Origin of the sequence: Mycobacterium sp. MS1601, from assembly GCF_001984215.1 — a bacterium.
Taxonomy (GTDB): Bacteria; Actinomycetota; Actinomycetes; order Mycobacteriales; family Mycobacteriaceae; genus Mycobacterium.
The window spans coordinates 2,278,782-2,297,578 of sequence record NZ_CP019420.1 but is presented as its reverse complement, the minus strand read 5'-3'; the positions used below and the strand labels follow the sequence as shown (position 1 = coordinate 2,297,578).

Annotated in this window: 15 protein-coding genes and 2 pseudogenes; 13 read left to right on the top strand and 4 right to left on the bottom strand. The window is 66.8% G+C overall.

The window, feature by feature from the left end; translation table 11 throughout:
* Positions 1-171 precede the first annotated feature (171 nt).
* Complete coding sequence (locus BVC93_RS11190) at positions 172-1,155, top strand: MOSC domain-containing protein (protein ID WP_083737221.1); 984 nt, start codon at positions 172-174, stop codon at positions 1,153-1,155.
* A gap of 6 nt (positions 1,156-1,161) precedes the next feature.
* Here the strand turns inward: BVC93_RS11190 and BVC93_RS11185 are convergent, their stop codons facing one another.
* Positions 1,162-1,461 carry a hypothetical protein gene (locus tag BVC93_RS11185; RefSeq protein ID WP_157517209.1) on the bottom strand — a complete coding sequence of 100 codons (300 nt, stop codon included), beginning with the start codon at positions 1,459-1,461 and terminating at the stop codon, positions 1,162-1,164.
* Positions 1,462-1,493: 32 nt separating this feature from the next.
* On the bottom strand, positions 1,494-3,044 hold the full coding sequence (locus tag BVC93_RS11180) for a Rieske 2Fe-2S domain-containing protein (RefSeq protein WP_083740970.1): 1,551 nt from the start codon (positions 3,042-3,044) through the stop codon (positions 1,494-1,496).
* Positions 3,045-3,163: 119 nt separating this feature from the next.
* Between BVC93_RS11180 and BVC93_RS11175 the strand changes: the two genes are divergently transcribed.
* Genes BVC93_RS11175 through BVC93_RS11165 form a run of 3 tightly spaced genes read left to right on the top strand, consistent with a single transcriptional unit; the run spans position 3,164 to position 5,502 of the window.
* A complete protein-coding gene (locus BVC93_RS11175; protein ID WP_083737219.1) occupies positions 3,164-3,928 on the top strand; it encodes a lysophospholipid acyltransferase family protein in 765 nt (254 codons plus the stop codon).
* A gap of 6 nt (positions 3,929-3,934) precedes the next feature.
* Entirely contained in the window at positions 3,935-4,681 is a 747-nt protein-coding gene (locus tag BVC93_RS11170; protein WP_083737218.1) for a lysophospholipid acyltransferase family protein, read from the top strand.
* Between the two features lie 5 nt (positions 4,682-4,686).
* A complete protein-coding gene (locus BVC93_RS11165; protein ID WP_192860375.1) occupies positions 4,687-5,502 on the top strand; it encodes an HAD family hydrolase in 816 nt (271 codons plus the stop codon).
* 29 nt (positions 5,503-5,531) lie between these two features.
* Here the strand turns inward: BVC93_RS11165 and BVC93_RS11160 are convergent.
* A pseudogene (locus BVC93_RS11160) lies at positions 5,532-7,141 on the bottom strand (N-acetylmuramoyl-L-alanine amidase).
* A gap of 175 nt (positions 7,142-7,316) precedes the next feature.
* Positions 7,317-8,207: a hypothetical protein gene (locus BVC93_RS11155; protein WP_083737216.1), complete on the bottom strand. Its 891-nt coding sequence runs from the start codon at positions 8,205-8,207 to the stop codon at positions 7,317-7,319.
* A 290-nt stretch (positions 8,208-8,497) separates the two neighbouring features.
* Between BVC93_RS11155 and glf the strand changes: the two genes are divergently transcribed.
* From glf to BVC93_RS11110, 9 genes and pseudogenes are all read left to right on the top strand, one after another.
* On the top strand, positions 8,498-9,694 hold the full coding sequence (gene glf / locus BVC93_RS11150; RefSeq protein ID WP_083737215.1) for a UDP-galactopyranose mutase: 1,197 nt from the start codon (positions 8,498-8,500) through the stop codon (positions 9,692-9,694).
* Entirely contained in the window at positions 9,691-11,625 is a 1,935-nt protein-coding gene (locus tag BVC93_RS11145) for a glycosyltransferase (protein WP_083737214.1), read from the top strand. The genes glf and BVC93_RS11145 overlap by 4 nt, the downstream gene beginning before the upstream one ends.
* A complete protein-coding gene (locus tag BVC93_RS11140; protein ID WP_083737213.1) occupies positions 11,618-12,136 on the top strand; it encodes a phosphatase PAP2 family protein in 519 nt (172 codons plus the stop codon). Before BVC93_RS11145 ends, BVC93_RS11140 begins: the two co-directional genes overlap by 8 nt.
* Positions 12,133-13,050, top strand: a complete 918-nt coding sequence (locus BVC93_RS11135) for a decaprenyl-phosphate phosphoribosyltransferase (RefSeq protein WP_083737212.1) — start codon at positions 12,133-12,135, stop codon at positions 13,048-13,050. Before BVC93_RS11140 ends, BVC93_RS11135 begins: the two co-directional genes overlap by 4 nt.
* Complete coding sequence (gene zomB, locus BVC93_RS11130; RefSeq protein WP_236950323.1) at positions 13,028-14,968, top strand: flagellar motor control protein ZomB; 1,941 nt, start codon at positions 13,028-13,030, stop codon at positions 14,966-14,968. The genes BVC93_RS11135 and zomB overlap by 23 nt, the downstream gene beginning before the upstream one ends.
* Positions 14,969-15,199: 231 nt before the next feature.
* Positions 15,200-16,117: an alpha/beta hydrolase gene (locus tag BVC93_RS11125; protein ID WP_083740968.1), complete on the top strand. Its 918-nt coding sequence runs from the start codon at positions 15,200-15,202 to the stop codon at positions 16,115-16,117.
* Positions 16,118-16,269: 152 nt separating this feature from the next.
* Positions 16,270-17,318, top strand: a pseudogene (locus BVC93_RS11120) (esterase family protein).
* A 134-nt stretch (positions 17,319-17,452) separates the two neighbouring features.
* Positions 17,453-18,286: an alpha/beta hydrolase-fold protein gene (locus BVC93_RS11115; protein WP_083740967.1), complete on the top strand. Its 834-nt coding sequence runs from the start codon at positions 17,453-17,455 to the stop codon at positions 18,284-18,286.
* Positions 18,287-18,307: 21 nt separating this feature from the next.
* Entirely contained in the window at positions 18,308-18,793 is a 486-nt protein-coding gene (locus BVC93_RS11110) for a hypothetical protein (RefSeq protein ID WP_083737211.1), read from the top strand.
* Positions 18,794-18,797 lie beyond the last annotated feature (4 nt).

The window sequence follows — 18,797 nt, the reverse complement described above, 5'->3', positions numbered from 1 at the left end:
GCAATGAATCTATGAGCTGATGAATAGCAGGTCAACCGTTGCTTAGCCAAACGAAATTGAGGCCAACGTGGCGCGGCCGGCAATCGGCAGCTTCACAAGACGGATGTTGCTGACGAGAAGGTGATGCGCAACCGCCACCGGCTGCCCCGGTGCCGTCTCTAGACTGCTCCCATGACGACCGTGTCGCAGCTGTGGCGCTTCCCGGTGAAGTCGATGGGCGGCCATCAGGTGCCGCAACTGCGCGTGGACAGACGAGGTGGCCACGCCGACCGGTTGTGGGCGGTGCGGGACCTGGAGAACGACGTCACCGCCTCCGCGAGGCGGGTGCCTGCCCTACTGGGGTGCACGGCCGCCTATGCCGCTGAACCGGGTGCCGACGCCGGTCCGGGCAACGTTCCCGAGGTGCTCATCACGTTCCCCGACCAGCAGGTGGTGTCCAGCAGCGATCCCCTTGTCCACGAACGACTATCGGAACTGGTGGGCCGTGAGGTGCGCCTGACATCGCTGCCGCCGACGGCCGACACCAGCCAGCACCGGCTGTCGGTCAAGCAGAGCAAAGCCAACTTCGCCGCAGCCGAGGTGCGCCGCGATTTCGGGCTGAGCGACTCCGAGGCCCTGCCGGACACGTCGGTGTTCACCACCAGACAGATCCTGACATTGGCCCGGTACTCCACGCCGCCCGGAACTTTTGTGGATCTGAGTGCGCTTCACCTGATGAGCGAGACCAGCCTGGCGTCACTGTCGCCGGACGGCGTCGGGTACGACGTGCGCAGGTTCCGTCCCAATGTGCTGGTGACCGTCGACGACCAGGAGGCCGAGTTCCCCGAATCTGCCTGGGTGGGAGCTGATCTCGAGATCGGCACGGCACGTATGTATGTCACGGTGCCCACCATCCGGTGTGTGGTGCCCACCCGCCCGCAGCCGGGCGTCGAGTTGGACAAAGCCATCACCCGCAGGCTCGCCGAACGCACCAACCGCTTCCTCGGGGTGTACGCCGACGTGAGCGGGCCCGGGCTGATCCGAGTGGGCGACACCGTGCGCGTCCGGCGACCGGAACCACCGGGCGCGCTGCGGGCCGCGGCCGCCGCCGCGGGAAAATCGGTGCTGCGGCGCGCGCAGTGGGTGCTGGAAAAGACGGTTCTGCGCGAGAGCTGAGCCCGCTCAGTTCAACAGCTCTTTCAGCACGGCCACGAACTCCTTGGGCCGCGCCGGTGTGAAGGCAGGGCGCAGTTTCAGTCCCGGCACGTCGAGGGTGACCAGGGTGGACTTCAGCGGTCGCCGGATGTCCAGCGGCAGCCACCGGCGCAGGTCCGAGCTACCCCAGATCCGGAAGCGCTGCATGAACATGCCCAGCTCGTCGACCTGGTAGCTCCGGATATCGTGCAGCGGAATCACTTTCGAGGTTCCCGACGGAAAGTGGTAGCGCCGCAGCGTGATCGCCGACCGGTCCAGCGCGACCATGCCGTCGTCGTAGTACTGCCTCGGGGGTGCACTCACAATGCGCGGCTCCGCAGTTGGTGTCCCTTGGTGGTCAGGCATCGGCCGTTGGTGAGGTTCCACTGCCAACCGTGCAGATTGCAGGTCAGCGTCTCACCTTCCACCACACCGAATTTCGACAGATCGGCTTTCAGGTGCGGGCACCGGCGCTGGATCTCCCAACCGTCGACGGTGATGGAGGCTGAGTCGTCGTGTGCTTCGGCGAACCAGCCGTCTGCGTAGGCGATGCGCTCATTGGTCAGGCATTTGAAGAAGGTGTACAGGTACTCGTTGTAGCCGCCGACCCGCCACGCCTTGAACCGGGTGGACAGGAAGATGGTGTTCACCCAGTCGGGCTCGCGGTCGCGTAGCACCGTGCGCACCAACTCCGGTGCGATCTCGAATCCGTAGCGGAACTTCTCATCGGAAATCGGCTCGCGTACAGCCCGTTTCGGGAAATCCAGAACCACGGTCTCGGCGCCCAGCAGTAGTTGCACCGGATAGCCGATGCCGTCGCAGATCTGATCGGACTGGATCATGATCGGTTCGAACAGCTCGCGTAGCGGCTCGAGCAGCGATTCTCCCGCAGCGGGTGCCCAACCGGCCTTCAGGTCAGCCAGCACGGGCGCCATCCGCTCGGCGTAATCGGCGATGTAGGCCGCTTTGCCGGTGGTGAAGATGGCTTCCACCTCCTCGACCGGCAGGGGATGTTCCAGCGAGTTCAACTCAGAGCCGGTGAAATCCGCACGGGTGCCGGGCATCATCAACAACCCGCGGTCGTGGCCTGCCGCGCGCATCTGCTCCAGGAACACCATCTGGTCGGGGAAGATGTTCGCCGGATCGCCGTGGTCGTCGTTGAGGAACCGAAGGTCGTCGTCGAGGAAGCACGGTGGCCCCGCCGAGGGAATGACCCAGGTCGCGCCGACCTGGGCGATGTACTGGCGGCAGCGGTCCATCTGGCGCTGCCGCTTCTGGGTGCCGAAAGCCGCTTTGGCGCGCTCGGGCATGTCGTAGACCATCGGGTACCAGATGGCACCCGAGAACTGCAGCATGTGGACGTCGACGTGGCCGAACTCCGTCGCCAGCACGTCGAGGTCCACCGGGCGGGCGTCGTTCATGTTGAACGCGACGGTCTCGCCGTCGGAGACCACCAGCCCGGAGTCACCGATGGGTCCGTCGGCGGGGGCGCGCAGCGCGATGATCATGACGTCGAGGTCGCCCTTGGGCCCGCTGACGCGGTGCTTGACCGAATCGGTTGTCTCGACGAAGCGGTGGAACCCCAGGGCTTCGAGCTCCCGGCGCAGATCGGGCACCGGGTAGTCCGGCAGCAGCACCACGGCGTCCTTGTTGACGTGGCGGCGCAGGTTCTCGGGGTCGAAATGATCCTTGTGCAGATGTGAGACGTAGAGGTAGTCGCAATCGCCGAGCCGGTCCCAGTCCAACTGACTGTTGTCAGGGAAGGGAAACCACGACCCGAAGTACGCCGGGTTCACCCACGGGTCGCACAGAATGTCGCCCGCACTCGTTTCGATCAGAAAGCCGGCGTGGCCGACGCTGGTGACCTGCACAAACACCTCTCGTGGAACTCGGGCCCCGCTCGAGCAGCAGTGAGGCGCCGGTTCGAGCTTAGCGGCCGCAGCGGCCCGCGGCCGCGCGCAAACGCCGCAGAGCGTTAGGCTCCACAGTTGTGGAACCGGTATACGGCACGGTCATCCAGCTCGCCAGGCTGACCTGGAAGCTGCAGGGGCTGAAGTTCACCGTGACGGGTGTCGAGAATCTGCCGCGCACCGGCGGTGCCGTGGTGGCCGTCAACCACACCAGCTACTTCGACTTCACCTTCGCAGGCCTGCCCGCCTACCAGCAGGGCCTCGGTCGCAAGGTCAGGTTCATGGCGAAGAAGGAAGTCTTCGACCACACGATCACCGGCCCGATCATGCGCAGCCTGCGCCACATCGCGGTTGATCGGTCAGCGGGTGCGGAATCCTTCGACGAGGCCTGCCAGCGGCTCAAGGACGGCGAGCTGGTCGGGGTGTACCCCGAGGCCACCATCAGCCGCAGCTTCGAGATCAAGGACTTCAAGTCCGGGGCCGCCCGGATGGCGATCGCGGCCGATGTGCCGATCATCCCGCACATCGTGTGGGGTGCTCAGCGCATCTGGACCAAGGATCATCCGAAGAAGATGCTGCGGCCCAAGGTGCCGATCAGCATCGCCGTCGGTGAACCGATCATGCCCACCCTGCCCGCCCAGGAACTCACCGAGTTGCTGCGGCATCGGATGCAGCATCTGCTCGAACGGGTGCAGGAGCACTACGGTCCCCACCCGCCGGGCGCGTTCTGGGTACCGCATCGCCTCGGTGGGGGAGCGCCCTCGTTGGCCGATGCCGCTCGCCTCGACGCTGAGGAAGCCGCACGGCGGGCGCAGGCCAAAGCGCAGCGGCCGGGCTCTGGATAGCCGCGAATGGAGCCGGTTTTCCGAGCCCTGGAGATCGCGGCCGAGACTGTCGTCAGCGTTACCGGAACCGCGATCACCTTCCTTGAGCTCGAGCACATTCCGGCCTCGGGTGGGGCGGTGATGGCCATCAACCACACGAGTTACATCGACTTCCTGCCTGCCGCTCTGGCCGCCAGGCGTCGCGGCCGTCGCATGCGGTTCATGATCAAAGCCGAGATGCAGCAGGTGAAAGTGGTGAACTTCCTGATCCACCACACCAAGACCATCCCGGTGGACCGCACCCACGGCGCCGGGGCCTACAGCGTGGCGGTGCAGCGGCTCAGAGACGGTGAGCTGGTGGGGGTGTACCCGGAGGCGACGATCAGCCGCAGCTTCGAGCTGAAGGGTTTCAAATCCGGTGCCGCGCGCATGGCGCTGGAGGCCGGCGTCCCCGTGGTTCCGCTGATCGTCTGGGGCGCCCAGCGCATCTGGACCAAGGATCATCCGAAACATGTGGGCCGCAACAAGTTCCCGGTCACGGTCAAGGCGGGGCCGGCACTGGCCCCGGCCGGAACCCCGGAGGAGTTCGACGGCGCCATCCGGGCCGCCATGACTGCCGTGCTGACCGACGTGCAGCAGCACTACCCACACCCCGAGGGCGCCTACTGGCTGCCGAGACGACTCGGCGGAACAGCCCCGACACTGGAGGAAGCGATGTTGCTCGACCAAGCCGAGCTCGCCGAGCGCGCACGCAGGCAGGCGGAACGAGGTTGACCGACATCAGACCACCCGCTCTGATCGCCACCGATGTCGACGGCACCCTGCTCGACGACGACGAGTTGGTCACCCCGCGGACCCGAGCGGCGGTCCGCGCCGCCGTCGACGCGGGGACGACGTTCATCCTTGCCACCGGGCGGCCGCCACGCTGGATACCGCCGGTGGTGGAGGGTCTGGGGTTCGCCCCGATCGCGGTCTGTGCCAACGGCGCCGTGGTGTACGATTCCGCGACGGACCGGATACTGTCGGCGCGCACACTGTCCGCGGATGCGCTTGCCGCTCTTGCCGATATCGCCACACACGTGATTCCCGGGGCCGGCCTGGCTGTCGAGCGGGTGGGTCGCAGCGCACACGATGCCGCCACCCCTCAGTTCGTCAGCTCCCCTGGTTACGAGCACGCTTGGCTGAACCCGGACAACACCGAGGTGTCGATCGAGGACCTGTTGTCGGCGCCGGCGGTCAAGCTGCTGATCCGTAAGGCCGGTGCCAGCAGTGCCGACATGGCGGCCGAGCTGGAAAAGCACATCGGCACCGAGGGCGACATCACCTACAGCACCAACAACGGGCTCATCGAAGTGGTGCCGTTGGGTATCAGCAAGGCCACCGGTGTCGAAGAGGTGGCCAAGCCGCTGGGGATCGGCGCGGACGGGATCGTGGCGTTCGGCGACATGCCCAACGACGTGCCGATGCTGCGCTGGTCCGGACTCGGTGTGGCGATGGGCAATGCGCATCCAGAGGCGGTAGCCGCTGCCGACGAGGTGACCGCGCGCAACTCCGAGGACGGTCTGGCACGGGTGCTCGAACGCTTTTGGGGCTGAATTCAGCCCGGCCCTGACCGCCTGGTCCCTCAGCTGTCCAGCAGGATCGGTGTGAACCGCTCCAGCTGGATCGGCGGGCCGTCCGGGCCCAGCGGCGGCAGTTCCTGCGCCACCCCGTCCACCACACGGGTCACCAGGCCGGTCTCCCGGTCGAAGTTGAGCGTGCCGTGCTGGAAGTTCTGCTTGATCCACTGCGGTTCCTGGATCTCGCCGCTGGTGGGTAGTCCGAGCAGACCGCGCTCGTAGCCGAGGCTGGCCCAGGCGTCGTAGATGGCGCCGCCGATCGGCTGTGCGCCGCTCTCGGGGACCAGTAGATGGCGCCGCGGGTGAAGGCCACGTAGCGGGCATTGCCGGTGGCAGTGGCCTCGGGACCCCGGGGTGCGCCCAGCAGGCTGGTCTCGCCGCCCATGTTCTTCCACTTGGTGTGGATGGCGCCGCCGCGCAGCCGGTCCTCGAGCGTGATGGGACCGACGGGCTCGTTGAATCGGGCGGCGATGTCGCGGATCAGGTCCATCGCGGCGTAGGCGGCGTCACCCGGGCATTCGGTGTTGCCGACGTCGCGGTGGGTGAAGATGGTCGGCAGCGTGGGGGTGGAGCCGCGCGGGAAGTGGGTGTAGCGCCCGCCCGCCGAGGTCAGTTGCACGAAGCCCTTGGGGTCCACGTGGTCGAGGCCCAGGCGCCAGCCCAGCAACCGGCCGGTGGTGCGCAGCTGGATGTCGGTGGGCGGAGTCACCTGGAAGTCGCCGATCATGGCCACACCCCAGGTGTCGGTGTTGAAGCCGCCGGTGTGGCCGCCTTCGACGGGTCGGTCCATGCCGCCCGCCCGGCCTTCGAACACCTGGCCGTACTTGTCCACCAGGGCGTTGTAGGCGATGTCGCACCAGCCGAGTGTGCGGGTGTGGTACGCGTAGGCGGCCCGCACGATGGCTGCCGAGTCCTGCGGCGCGTAGTCGTTGGAACCTGCGGTGTGGTGGACGATGGCAGCGCGCACGCCCTTGTCGTAGCGGGGGTCTCCGCACTTCATCGACTCGTCGGCGCCCCACTGCGCGCGGCTGATGACACTGGGCGGCTGCCCTGGGGCCAGCACACCGGTCGGCGGGGTGAACTGCAGGTCCACGGGTGCCTGCGGCGGAGTGATCAGGATGGCCGACATGTTCTGGGCCAGCGAGCGTTCGGTGCTGGCGGGCCGGTAGCCGAGCTCGCCACTGGTGTCGGCGGGCGGGGCGGTGGTGACGGGTGCGCCGGGTGGGCGGGTCACCGAGATCTGTACGGCGTTGGTCAGGCCGACGAATACGGGATCGGTTCCACGGATGCCGGTGTCGTCCGGATTGGTCTGCAGGGCCTCGGCGTCGTACCAGGGTCCCCACTGGCCGTCACCGTGTTTGGCGCGGACCTTCACCTCGGTGCCGCTGAGGTCGTCGCCGGTGAGCGCGACCATCGAGAACGGGGTGGCTTGGGTGAGCTCGCGGATGGTTTCGCCGCCGCCGAGCCCGGCCAGCGGTTCTTCGACGAGTTTGGTGTCGGCGGCTTGCGGCACGTCGGCGCCGGGGGGCACGCCGTCGATGGCCCACGGGACGAGAACCACCGAGGCCGCTATTGCGGACAGGAGCAGCAATGGTGCGGGACGGCGACGCGGCACGGCCCGATGTTACGTATGTGTCCCCTGTTACCAGTGTTTCGACACGGCACTAGTGGGAACTGTGTGACTTTCTTTCCGGACGTACCCGCAACGGCACCGCTGGGTGTTGTGGGCTCGGGGAGGGGGACGGGGTGAGCCCACCCCAGCGGTGCCGTTTGGTATCAGGCCTGTTCAGTTATGCCGGCGGTGGCGGAACCGGCAGTGGTGCCGCCGCGGCTGCCGGCTGAGCCGACTTGATGGCGCCCATGATGCCGGGCATCACCACGCCTTTGAGCAGATCGATGGCCTGGCCCGCGCCCAGCGAGTTGGCGGCGCTGCTCAGGTCGCTGATGAGGCCGCCGCCGCCGGTGGAGGCGGCGGGCACGCCCAGGCCCAGCGACGGATCGCCGAGGATCGGGTACGTGCCAGCCATCGGGTCCAGGCCGATCGGGGCGCTGATCGGCACCTCGCCGGGCACGCCGAGGCCCAGTCCGGGTGACGAGACCGGCAGTGCGCCGGGCGCCGTCAGGCTGGGATCCGGCAGTCCGAGACCGGGGGTGCTCAGCGACGGGTTGGTCAGTGCCGGGTTGGTCAGACTGGCGTCGGTCAGTGACGCGCCGGGCACGCTCACCCCAGGGACGGTGGCGCTCGGTGCCGTCAGGCCCGGGGTGCTCAGGCCGGGGACGTCGAGGCCCGGAGTGCTGAGCGCGGGAGTGGTCAGGCCGGGAGTGCTCAGAGCCGGCGTGGTGAGACCGGGGGTGGTGAGGCCGGGCGTGGTGAGACCGGGGGTGGTGAGGCCCGGCGTGGTGAGCCCGGGTGAAGCCAGAGCCGGGCTGGTCAGGCCAGCGCCGGTGGGGCTCAGGCTGGTCGGCAGCGTGACGCCGAACTGGGACAGCCCCTGCGACAGTGCAGAGATCAGTTCGTTCGGCAGGTCGGTGATCAAGGCGGCCTGCGTGAACTCACGCGTCTGGGGCCCCTCGGGTGTCGAAAGCTCGGTAACGGCAACAACGGCAAATGGACTCGCGACTGCCAGGGCGGCGACTGCGCTCATGGCTGTCGAGAGCTTGCGTCGACGTCGGTTCGGCACGGAAGTCTCCTCAATATCTGGACTACGAGTGCTTGCGGATAAGCAACGGTTTCGATGGTAGGGGCGTGACTGGCGTGACCAGAGTGGCGAGACCGAACTGTGAACGAATCGCGACCTGGCGCGGTCATGCCGTTGCACACGCGCAACACACGCCCCGGGCTGGTCATGGCGCCGCACACCCCAACGGCGCACCACTGGGACCTAACGGTCCGGTAACGACGGGTTTGCCGGCCGGAGCTCCCGCCGCGCCCGATCGGCGCCCGCGCCCCGGTCGGATACCCTGACTGCCGATGACCTACGACCTGTATGTAGTCGGGTCCGGATTCTTCGGCCTGACCATCGCCGAGCGTGTCGCGACGCAGCTGGACAAGCGTGTCCTCGTTGTCGAGCGACGTCCGCACATCGGCGGCAATGCCTACTCCGAAGCCGAACCGCAGACCGGAATCGAGATCCACCGCTACGGAGCACATCTCTTCCACACCTCCAACAAGAGGGTCTGGGATTACGTCCGGCAGTTCACCGAATTCACCGGCTACCAGCACCGCGTCTTCGCCATGCACAACGGGCAGGCCTACCAGTTCCCGATGGGGCTGGGCTTGGTGAGCCAGTTCTTCGGCCGCTACTTCACCCCCGATGAGGCCCGCGCCCTGATCAAGGAGCAGGCCAGCGAGATCGACACCGCCGAGGCGCAGAACCTCGAAGAAAAGGCCATCTCACTGATCGGCCGCCCACTCTACGAAGCCTTCGTCAAGGCCTATACGGCCAAGCAGTGGCAGACCGACCCGAAAGACCTGCCCGCAGCCAACATCGCGCGGCTGCCGGTGCGCTACAACTTCGACAACCGCTACTTCAACGACACTTACGAGGGCCTGCCGGTCGACGGCTACACCGCCTGGCTGCAGAACATGGCCGCCGACGAGCGCATCGAGGTCCGCCTGGACACCGACTGGTTCGACGTGCGGGACCAGCTGCGTGCCGACAACCCGGACGCGCCGGTGGTCTACACCGGTCCGCTGGACCGGTACTTCGACTACGCCGATGGCCGACTCGGTTGGCGCACACTGGATTTCGAGGTCGAGGTACTGGGCGACTGCGGGGATTTCCAAGGCACTCCCGTGATGAACTACAACGACGCCGACGTGCCCTACACGCGCATCCACGAGTTCCGGCACTTCCACCCGGAACGGGCCTACCCCAGCGACAAGACGGTGATCATGCGGGAGTTCTCCCGGTTCGCCGAGAACGACGACGAGCCCTACTACCCGATCAACACCGAAGCCGACCGGACGCTGCTGGCGGCTTACCGCGACCGGGCCAGGGCGGAGACGTCGCAGGCCAAGGTGCTCTTCGGTGGCCGGTTGGGCACCTACCAGTATCTCGACATGCACATGGCGATCGCCAGTGCGCTCAACATGTACGACAACACCTTGGCGCCGCACCTGGTCGACGGTGCGCCGCTGCGTGAGACAGGCACAGGAAACTCATGAGTGACATCCCATCCGGCGCACTGGCCGCCGACGAGTCGCGCGCCGTGAGCCTGCTCTCGCGCGTCATCCTGCCGCGCCCCGGCGAGCCATTGGACGTCCGCAAGCTCTACATCGAAGAGTCCGACACCAATGCCAGGCGTGCGCATGCGCCCAGCCGCACCACCCTGGAGATCGGCGCCGAATCCGAGGTCTCGTTCGCGACCTACTTCAACGCCTTCCCGGCCAGCTACTGGCGGCGCTGGTCGACGCTGGACTCGGTGGTGCTGCGCGTCGAACTGACCGGCAGTGCCCGCGTCGACGTCTACCGCTCCAAGGCCACCGGTGCCCGCATCACCGTCGGTGGCGCGCCCATCTCCGGCGGCACTGCGGACGCACCCGCGGTGGTGGAGTTCGACGTGGACCTGACGCCGTTCGAGGACGGCGGCTGGATCTGGTTCGACATCACCACCGATGCCACCTCGACATTGCACCACGCCGGCTGGTACGCCCCGGTCGAAGCGCCGGGCCGCGCTCGCGTGGCGGTGGGCATCCCGACCTTCAACCGGCCCGAGGACTGTGTGGGCGCCCTGGCGGCGCTGACATTGGATCCGTTGGTGGACAAGGTGATCAGTGCGGTCATCGTCTCCGACCAGGGCACCAGGAAAGCCAAGGACCATCCCGATTTCGCGGCAGCCGCAGCCGGTCTGGGAGATCGGTTGAGCATCCACAACCAACCGAACCTGGGCGGGTCCGGCGGATACAGCCGGGTGATGTACGAGGCTCTGAAGAACACCGACTGCGAACAGATCCTGTTCATGGACGACGACATCCGCGTCGAGCCCGATTCCATCCTGCGAGCGCTGGCGCTGAGCCGGTTCGCCAAGACCCCGACGCTGATCGGCGGGCAGATGCTCAACCTGCAGGAGCCGAGCCACCTGCACGTGATGGGCGAGATGGTGGCCGCGCAGAACTTCATGTGGACCAACGCCGTCAACACCGAGTACGACCACAACTTCGCCAAATACCCGCTCAATGACGAGGAATCCGAACGCAGCCGACTGCTGCACCGCCGCGTCGACGTCGACTACAACGGTTGGTGGATGTGCATGATCCCGCGCCGGGTTGCCGAAGAGTTGGGCCAGCCGCTGCCGCTGTTCATCAAGTGGGACGACGCCGACTACGGCCTGCGCGCCGGCGAGCACGGCTACCCGACCGTCACACTTCCGGGGGCGGCCATCTGGCACATGGCGTGGAGCGACAAGGACGATGCCATCGACTGGCAGGCGTACTTCCACCTGCGCAATCGCCTGGTGGTCGCGGCCATCCACTGGGACGGCAACATCAAGGGCCTGATCGCCAGCCACTTCAAGGCGACGTGCAAACACCTTCTGTGCCTTGAGTATTCGACGGTGGCCATCCAGAACAAGGCCATGGACGACTTCCTGGCCGGGCCCGAGCACATCTTCTCCATCCTGGAGTCGGCGCTGCCCGAGGTGCGCGCCATGCGCCAGGAGTTCCCGGACGCGGTGGTGTTGCCGAGTGCCACCGCGCTGCCCACCCCGTCGGACAAGCGCTGGCGTAAGAAGGTCACCATCCCGGCGGGTCCGGTGGCCATCGGGTGGCGGCTGGGTCGCGGTCTGCTGCACCAGCTCAAAGCCCATGACCCGCAACATCATCAGCGTCCGCAGATCAACGTCGCCACCCAGGACGCCCGGTGGTTCTCGCTGTGCAACGTCGACGGCGTGACGGTCACCACCGCCGACGGCCGCGGCGTGGTCTTTCGGCAGCGCGACCGCGAGAAGATGTTCGCGCTGCTACGGGAATCCCTGAAGCGTCAGGTGTTGTTGGCCCGCAAGTTCAACCGCATGCGCCGCGTGTACCGCGAGGCGGTGCCGACGCTGACCAGCACCCAGAAGTGGGAAACGGTGCTGCTGGATCCCGCCAATGGCTGAGACGCCACGCGGCGAGGACGCCGTGCTGGTGACAATTCAGGCCGCCCTGGCCGACAAACCCGGCGTGCTGCCGGTGGCCAGGGCCATGTCGCATTTCGGTGAACACAGCCTGGGCTGGCTGGCCGTCTCCGCAGCCGGTGCGTTGGCGCAACCGCAGCGCCGGCGACAGTGGCTGGCCGTTGGCGCGGGAGCCTTCACCGCCCACGCGGCGGCCGTCGTCATCAAGCGCGTGGTGCGCAGACCGCGACCGCACCACCCGGCGGTGGCGATCAACGTCGGTACCCCGAGCAAGCTGAGCTTCCCCTCGGCACACGCGACTTCCACAACAGCCGCGGCGATCCTGCTCAGCCGGGTCACCGGCCTGCCGCTGACAGCGGTACTGGTAACGCCGATGGCCCTGTCCCGCATGGTTCTCGGCGTGCACTATCCCAGTGACGTGGCCACCGGCGCGGTGGTGGGCGCCCTGGTGGCAACAGGTGTTGATCACGTTCTCAAGGAGTCGCGGTCGTGAGTGAAGAAGCTGCACCGGTTGGGGCCCCGCCGAAGAATCTGCCCGCCGGCATCGTCAAGGCGTTGCGCCCCCGGCAGTGGGTCAAGAACGTCCTGGTGTTCCTGCCGGTGGTGTTGGCTCTCGGTGACGAGCGGGTCAGCTACGACTACCGGACCGTGCTGGTCAACGTGCTGGTGGCCTTCGTGGTCTTCTGTCTTGCGGCGTCGTCGATCTATCTGATCAACGACGCCCGCGACGTCGAGGCCGACCGCCAGCACCCCACCAAGCGGTTTCGGCCCATCGCCGCCGGGGTGGTGCCAGAAGGCGTGGCCTACGCGTTGGCTTCGGTTCTGATCGTTGTCTCGCTTGGGGTTTCATTGTTGATCACCCCGGACCTGGCATTGGTGATGGCGGTGTACATCGCGATCCAGCTGGCGTACTGCTTCGGTCTCAAACACCAGGCCGTGCTCGACATCTGCATCGTGTCGTCGGGCTTTTTGATCCGCGCCATCGCGGGCGGCGTCGCCGCGGGTGTGGACCTGTCCCAGTGGTTCCTGTTGGTGATGGCGTTCGGTTCATTGTTCATGGCCGCGGGAAAGCGTTATGCCGAACTACAATTGGCCGAGCGCACCGGCGCCAAGATCCGTAAGTCGTTGGAGAGCTACACCACCAGCTACCTGCGGTTCGTGTGGACGCTGTCGGCCACCGCGATGGTGGTGTGTTACAGCCTGTGGGCGTTCGAACGCGACGGTTCCAATGCAGGGTGGTTTGCCGTCACCATCGTCCCGTTGACGGTCGCGGTGCTGCGGTACGCCGTGGACGTCGACGGCGGGATGGCGGGTGAACCCGAGGAGATCGCACTGCGCGACCGCGTCCTGCAACTCCTGGCGGTGGCATGGATCGGAACCATCAGTGCGGCCGTCGTTCTCGGGTGAGCCGTCTCGGCTGACCTGGACGGTGCGGATCAGCCTGGCTCTGAGCGTCCTCACCGCCGCCGGCCTGTTCGCCTGGGGGGGCTGGCAGCGACGCTGGATCGCCGACGACGGCCTGATCGTGTTGCGCACCGTACGGAACCTGTTGGCGGGCAACGGCCCGGTGTTCAATGCCGGGGAACGGGTCGAGTCCAACACGTCCACGCTGTGGACGTATGTGAACTATCTGGGTGCCCTGGTGGGCGGTCCGGTGCGGCTGGAGTACGTCGCTCTCACGTTGGCTTACGGTCTCAGCATCATCGGTGTCGTGCTGGTGATGCTCGGCACGGCGCGCCTGTATGCCCCCGGCCTGCGAGGCAGGCACGCGCTGTTGCTGCCCGCCGGAGTGCTGGTGTACATCGCGATCCCGCCGGCCCGTGATTTTGCCACCTCGGGGCTGGAGAACGGGCTGGTGATCAGCTATCTCGGCCTGCTGTGGTGGATGCTGGTCTGTTGGGCGCAGGCGCCGCGTTGTGCCGCGGCCCGCGGCCGGGTCAGCGGTGACGCCACCGGCAGTTGGTTCACCGCCGCCCTGGCAGTCGTCGCCGGACTGTCGGTCCTGGTGCGCCCGGAGCTGGCCCTGATCGGTGGGCTGGCACTGGTGCTGATGCTCATCGCCGCCCGCAGCTGGCGCACCCGCGTGCTGATCTTGGTGGCGGGCGGCCTGTTGCCGGTGGGCTACCAGATTTTCCGAATGGGCTACTACGCGTTGATCGTGCCAGGAACCGCTGTGGCCAAGGATGCCTCCGGTGCCAAATGGGGTCAGGGGTGGACCTACCTGACGAACTTCAATGCGCCGTATCTGCTGTGGATTCCCGCGGTGGTGCTACTGATCCTGGCGGCGGTGCTGGTGGCCGGACGCACCCCGCAGGACCGGACGGCGCCCCAGGGGTACACAAGGCTGGCCCGCACCGTCCAGAGCCCGACGATGATCGTCGTCTTCTTCGTGGTCAGCGGCCTGCTGCAGGGCGTCTACTGGGTGCGCCAGGGCGGTGACTTCATGCATGGCCGAGTGCTGTTGACGCCCGTCTTCTGCCTGCTGGCGCCGGTCGCCGTCATCCCGGTGGTGTTACGTCAGGCCGGGTACGTGCTGGCCGGAGCCACCACGGTGCTCTGGGTGGGACTCGTCGGCTGGTCGGTCTGGGCGGCGACCTCGCCGGGAATGGGCAAGGACGCCACCAAGGTCACCTACTCCGGAATCGTCGACGAACGGCGGTTCTATGCCCAGGCCACCGGCCACGCGCATCCGTTGACCGCCGCCGACTATCTGGACTACCCGCGGATGCGGGCGATGCTGGAGGCCATCAACAACACTCCCGACGGGGCGCTGCTGCTGCCCGCGGGCAACTACGACATGTGGGATGTGGTGCCCGCGGTGCCACCTCCTGCGGACCTCACCCCCGAGCAGCGGCGCCAGTACGTCGGGCCGCACACCGTGTTCTTCACCAACATGGGGATGACGTCGATGAACGTCGGTCTCGATGTCCGTGTCATCGACCAGATCGGGCTGGCCAATCCGCTGGCTGCGCACACCCAGCGTCTGGAGAACGGCCGGATCGGGCATGACAAGAATCTGTACGCGGACTGGGCCATCGCGGAGGGGCCGTTCCTCAAAACCGAGGAGTGGATTCCGCGGAACTTCGACGAGAACTGGATCGTGCTGGCGGAGGCGGCCCTGAAGTGCCCGGCCACGGAGTCGGTGATGTCGTCGATCCGGGGCCCGCTGGGGCCGCGCAGGTTCGCCTCCAACGTGCTCAATTCCTACTGGTACACGCAGTACCGCATCGATCGTGTGCCCGAGTACGAGCTGGTGCGGTGCGGCCTGGAGGAGCCCCCTCTGGACGAGACCCCCTACACTGGGCTACCGGCAACTGGTCCGTAGTTCGGTCGCCTATGCGCGACGAAGGAGCCCGGGGGCAGCGCCGAACCGCAAGCGCGTGAGCTGTTTGCCGTCCGGTCGCTGATGCACCTGGGTAACGCAGACGTGTTGTCGCAGCGATACCTAAGTCATGTGTGGTGATCACCGCGAGCCGTGCCACCTGAACAACGAACGGATTGGTGTGAACTCGTGAAGGCTTTTGTGCGCCTTGCCGTTGCCCTTCTGGCGGCGCTGATGGCCGCCGGCTTGTCCCCCTTCGGGGTCCCTGGGGCTCAGGCCTTTTCCCGCCCCGGCCTGCCGGTGGAATACCTCGACGTCTACTCCGCCGCGATGAGCCGCAACGTCCGGGTGCAGTTCCAGCCGGGCAATGTTGCCAACGCGAAGGCGGTGTACCTGCTCGACGGTCTGCGTGCGCAGGACGACTACAACGGCTGGGACATCAACACCGCCGCCTTCGAGTGGTTCCTCGACACCGGCGTCGCCACCGTCATGCCCGTCGGTGGGCAGTCCAGCTTCTACACCGACTGGTACGGGCGGTCGACGTTCAACAACCAGCCCTACACCTACAAGTGGGAGACGTTCCTGACCCAGGAACTACCCGCCTTCCTGGAGACCAGAGGCGTCTCACGAACCGGCAACGCCGTGGTGGGGCTGTCGATGTCCGGCGGCTCGGCGCTGATCCTGGCCGCTTTCCACCCCGGCCAGTTCCGGTACGCGGCGTCGCTGTCGGGATTCCTGAACCCGTCGACGCCGTTCATGCAGCAGGCCATCCGCGTCGCCATGCTCGACGCCGGTGGCTACAACGTCGACAACATGTGGGGCGCGCCGTGGGACCCGGCGTGGAAGCGCAACGATCCCACGGCGCAGGTGCAGCGGCTGGTGGCCAACAACACCAGGCTCTGGATCTACTGCGCACCCGGCGGGTCCACCCCCATCGACGACGTGAACGGCGACCCCGGACAGGCGCTGAGCGCCACCGGCTTGGAGGCGCTGGCGATGCCGAGCAATCTGCGCTTCCAGCGGGTCTACACCGAGGCAGGCGGACGCAACGCCACTTTCGACTTCCCACCCGCGGGCAACCACTCGTGGGGCTATTGGGGCGGGCAGCTCCAGGCCATGAAACCGGACTTGCTGGCCACTCTGAACAGCTGAAATGCGCTGTTGGAACACGGTTTGACCACAACTGAAAGCAGAAGCATCACCGAAGGTGTGGTTGACTGACCGGGCAATGTCGCCCAGTCGTGAAGCCACCGATGGCGTGCGGCAGAACAGAAGATGGAAATGCGATGGGACGGAACGTGTCTATGAAGTTGGTCGAAAAGGTGCGCGGCACCTGGGGCCGGAAGCTGATGGCGGCTGTCGCCGCCGCGGCAGTGTTGCCCGGGTTGGTCAGTGCAGTCGGAGGTACGGCCACCGCCGGTGCGTTCTCCCGGCCGGGACTGCCCGTGGAGTACCTGATGGTGCCGTCGGCCGGGATGGGCCGCGATATCAAGGTGCAGTTCCAAAGTGGCGGCCCGAACTCGCCCGCGGTGTACCTGCTCGACGGTCTGCGTGCGCAGGACGACTTCAACGGCTGGGACATCAACACCGCGGCGTTCGAGTGGTACTACGGCTCGGGTCTGTCGGTCGTCATGCCCGTCGGCGGCCAGTCCAGCTTCTACTCGGACTGGTACTCCCCGGCGTGCGGCAAGAACGGCTGCCAGACCTACAAGTGGGAGACCTTCCTGACCCAGGAGCTCCCCGCCTACCTCGCGTCGCAGAAGGGTGTCGACGCCAGCCGCACCGCGGCCGTCGGCCTGTCGATGGCCGGATCGTCGGCGCTGACGCTGGCCATCTGGCACCCGCAGCAGTTCCAGTACGCCGCCTCGCTGTCGGGTTACCTGAACCCGTCCGAGGGCTGGTGGCCCTTCCTGATCAACATCTCGATGGGTGACGCCGGCGGTTACGACGCCAACGACATGTGGGGTCGCACCGAGGACGAGAGCAGCGCATGGAAGCGCAACGACCCGATGGTCAACATCGGCAAGCTGGTTGCCAACAACACCCGCATCTGGGTGTACTGCGGTGACGGTGTGCCCGCCGAGGTCAACGGCAACGTCGCGGGCAACAACCTGCCCGCCAAGTTCCTGGAGAGCCTGACTCTGCGCACCAACAAGACGTTCCGCGACGAGTACATCGCTGCCGGCGGCAACAACGGCGTCTTCAACTTCCCGACGGTGGCACGCACGACTGGCCCTACTGGGGACAGCAGCTGCAGCAGATGAAGCCCGACATCGAGCGGGTCCTGGGTGCGGTTCCGTTCGACCCGGCTGCAGTTCCTGCCGAGGCCGCTTCCGTGAGCGCGGGCGGCTAGAGCACACACTCAGCAACGGCGGTGACCCCACGGGGTCGCCGCCGTTGTCGTCTCCGGCGCCGGGGTGATGTGCAACACTTCCTAACGTGTCGAACCTGCTGCGGTTGCTGGGCGTGTTGATTCTGACGGCCACGATGTGGGGGGCGGGCACATCGGCGGCGCAGGCCGACACGGTGGAGTACCTGCAGGTGCCCTCGGCTGCGATGGGGCGGTCCATTCCGGTGGCGTTCCAAGGTGGTGGCCCGCACGCGGTGATCCTGCTGGACGCGTTCAACGCCGCTCCCGAGGTCAGCAACTGGGTGACCGCGGGCAATGCCATGAACACCTTCGCGGGCAAGGGGGTGTCGGTGGTGGCGCCGGCCGGTGGTGCCTGGAGCCTGTACACCAACTGGGAGCAGGACGGCGGCAAGCAGTGGGAGACATTCCTGGCCACCGAGCTGCCCAACTGGCTGGCGGCCAACAAGGGTCTGTCGCCGGACGGTCACGCCATCGTCGGCGCGGCCCAGGGGGGCACGGCGGCGGTGACGCTGGCGGAGTTCTACCCGAACCGCTTTCGGTACGCGGGCTCGCTGTCGGGTTTCCTGACCCCGTCGAACACGTTCCTCAACGGTGCGCTGCACGACGGCATGATGCGTTTCGGTGGTGCGGACACCAACCTGATGTGGGGCCCTGCGCAGTTCGGCCGGTGGAAGTGGCATGACCCGGACGTGCACGCGCAGCTGCTGGTGGACAACAACACCCGGTTGTGGGTGTTCAGCCCGCAGACGTTGACGTGTGTCGATCCGGCGGCGATGATCGGCTACTGCGATCAGGCCCAAGGCAGCAACCGCACGTTCTACGCGCATTACCGCAGCATCGGTGGTGCCAACGGTCACTTCGACTTCCCCACCAGCGGCGATCACGGGTGGGGTTCCTGGGCGCCGCAGCTGGGTGCCATGTCAGGAGACATCGCCGCAGCTATCGCCTGATCGAGCCGGTACCTTGGAGACATGCAACCGAGCGCCGGATCGTGTCGACGGGGTGTGCCCGTAGCGGTCCTGTCGGCAGCGTTGATGGGTGCGATTGCCGCGGTTCTCGTGGCCGGATGCGCGTCGGGTGAGGACCTGATGACCAGCGTCGCTCCGCCTCGATCGAATGCGCCCGCAGCCGGTCACAACGGATCCGATGCCACGCTGCCCAGCGCGCCGGACACCCGCGACCTGTCCATCACACCTGCGCAGCGCGAGTACCTGGACACGCTGAACGCCTCCGGGGTACGGCGGTCCAGCGACCTGATGGCGCTGTCGATCGGCAGCTACGTCTGCCAGGCCCGCAATGCGGGCCAGAGTGACCAGGGTGTCTGGGACTTCGTCTTCCCGCTGGTGCGAGGCGAGATCCACGACATGAACCCCAACACCGCGGTGACCGCGATCGCTGCGCAGGTGGACGAGACCACCGCGCAGTACATCCGCATCGCGACCGCCCGCCTCTGCTAACGGA

Excerpts from the sequence above, each read along its gene's own strand:
- BVC93_RS11190 (WP_083737221.1), top strand. The coding sequence starts at position 172 with ATGACGACCGTGTCGCAGCTGTGGCGCTTCCCGGTGAAGTCGATGGGC.
- BVC93_RS11185 (WP_157517209.1), bottom strand. The coding sequence starts at position 1,461 with ATGGTCGCGCTGGACCGGTCGGCGATCACGCTGCGGCGCTACCACTTT.
- BVC93_RS11170 (WP_083737218.1), top strand. The coding sequence starts at position 3,935 with ATGGAGCCGGTTTTCCGAGCCCTGGAGATCGCGGCCGAGACTGTCGTC.
- glf (WP_083737215.1), top strand. The coding sequence starts at position 8,498 with ATGACCTACGACCTGTATGTAGTCGGGTCCGGATTCTTCGGCCTGACC.
- BVC93_RS11145 (WP_083737214.1), top strand. The coding sequence starts at position 9,691 with ATGAGTGACATCCCATCCGGCGCACTGGCCGCCGACGAGTCGCGCGCC.
- BVC93_RS11140 (WP_083737213.1), top strand. The coding sequence starts at position 11,618 with ATGGCTGAGACGCCACGCGGCGAGGACGCCGTGCTGGTGACAATTCAG.
- BVC93_RS11125 (WP_083740968.1), top strand. The coding sequence starts at position 15,200 with ATGGCCGCCGGCTTGTCCCCCTTCGGGGTCCCTGGGGCTCAGGCCTTT.
- BVC93_RS11115 (WP_083740967.1), top strand. The coding sequence starts at position 17,453 with ATGTGGGGGGCGGGCACATCGGCGGCGCAGGCCGACACGGTGGAGTAC.
- BVC93_RS11110 (WP_083737211.1), top strand. The coding sequence starts at position 18,308 with ATGCAACCGAGCGCCGGATCGTGTCGACGGGGTGTGCCCGTAGCGGTC.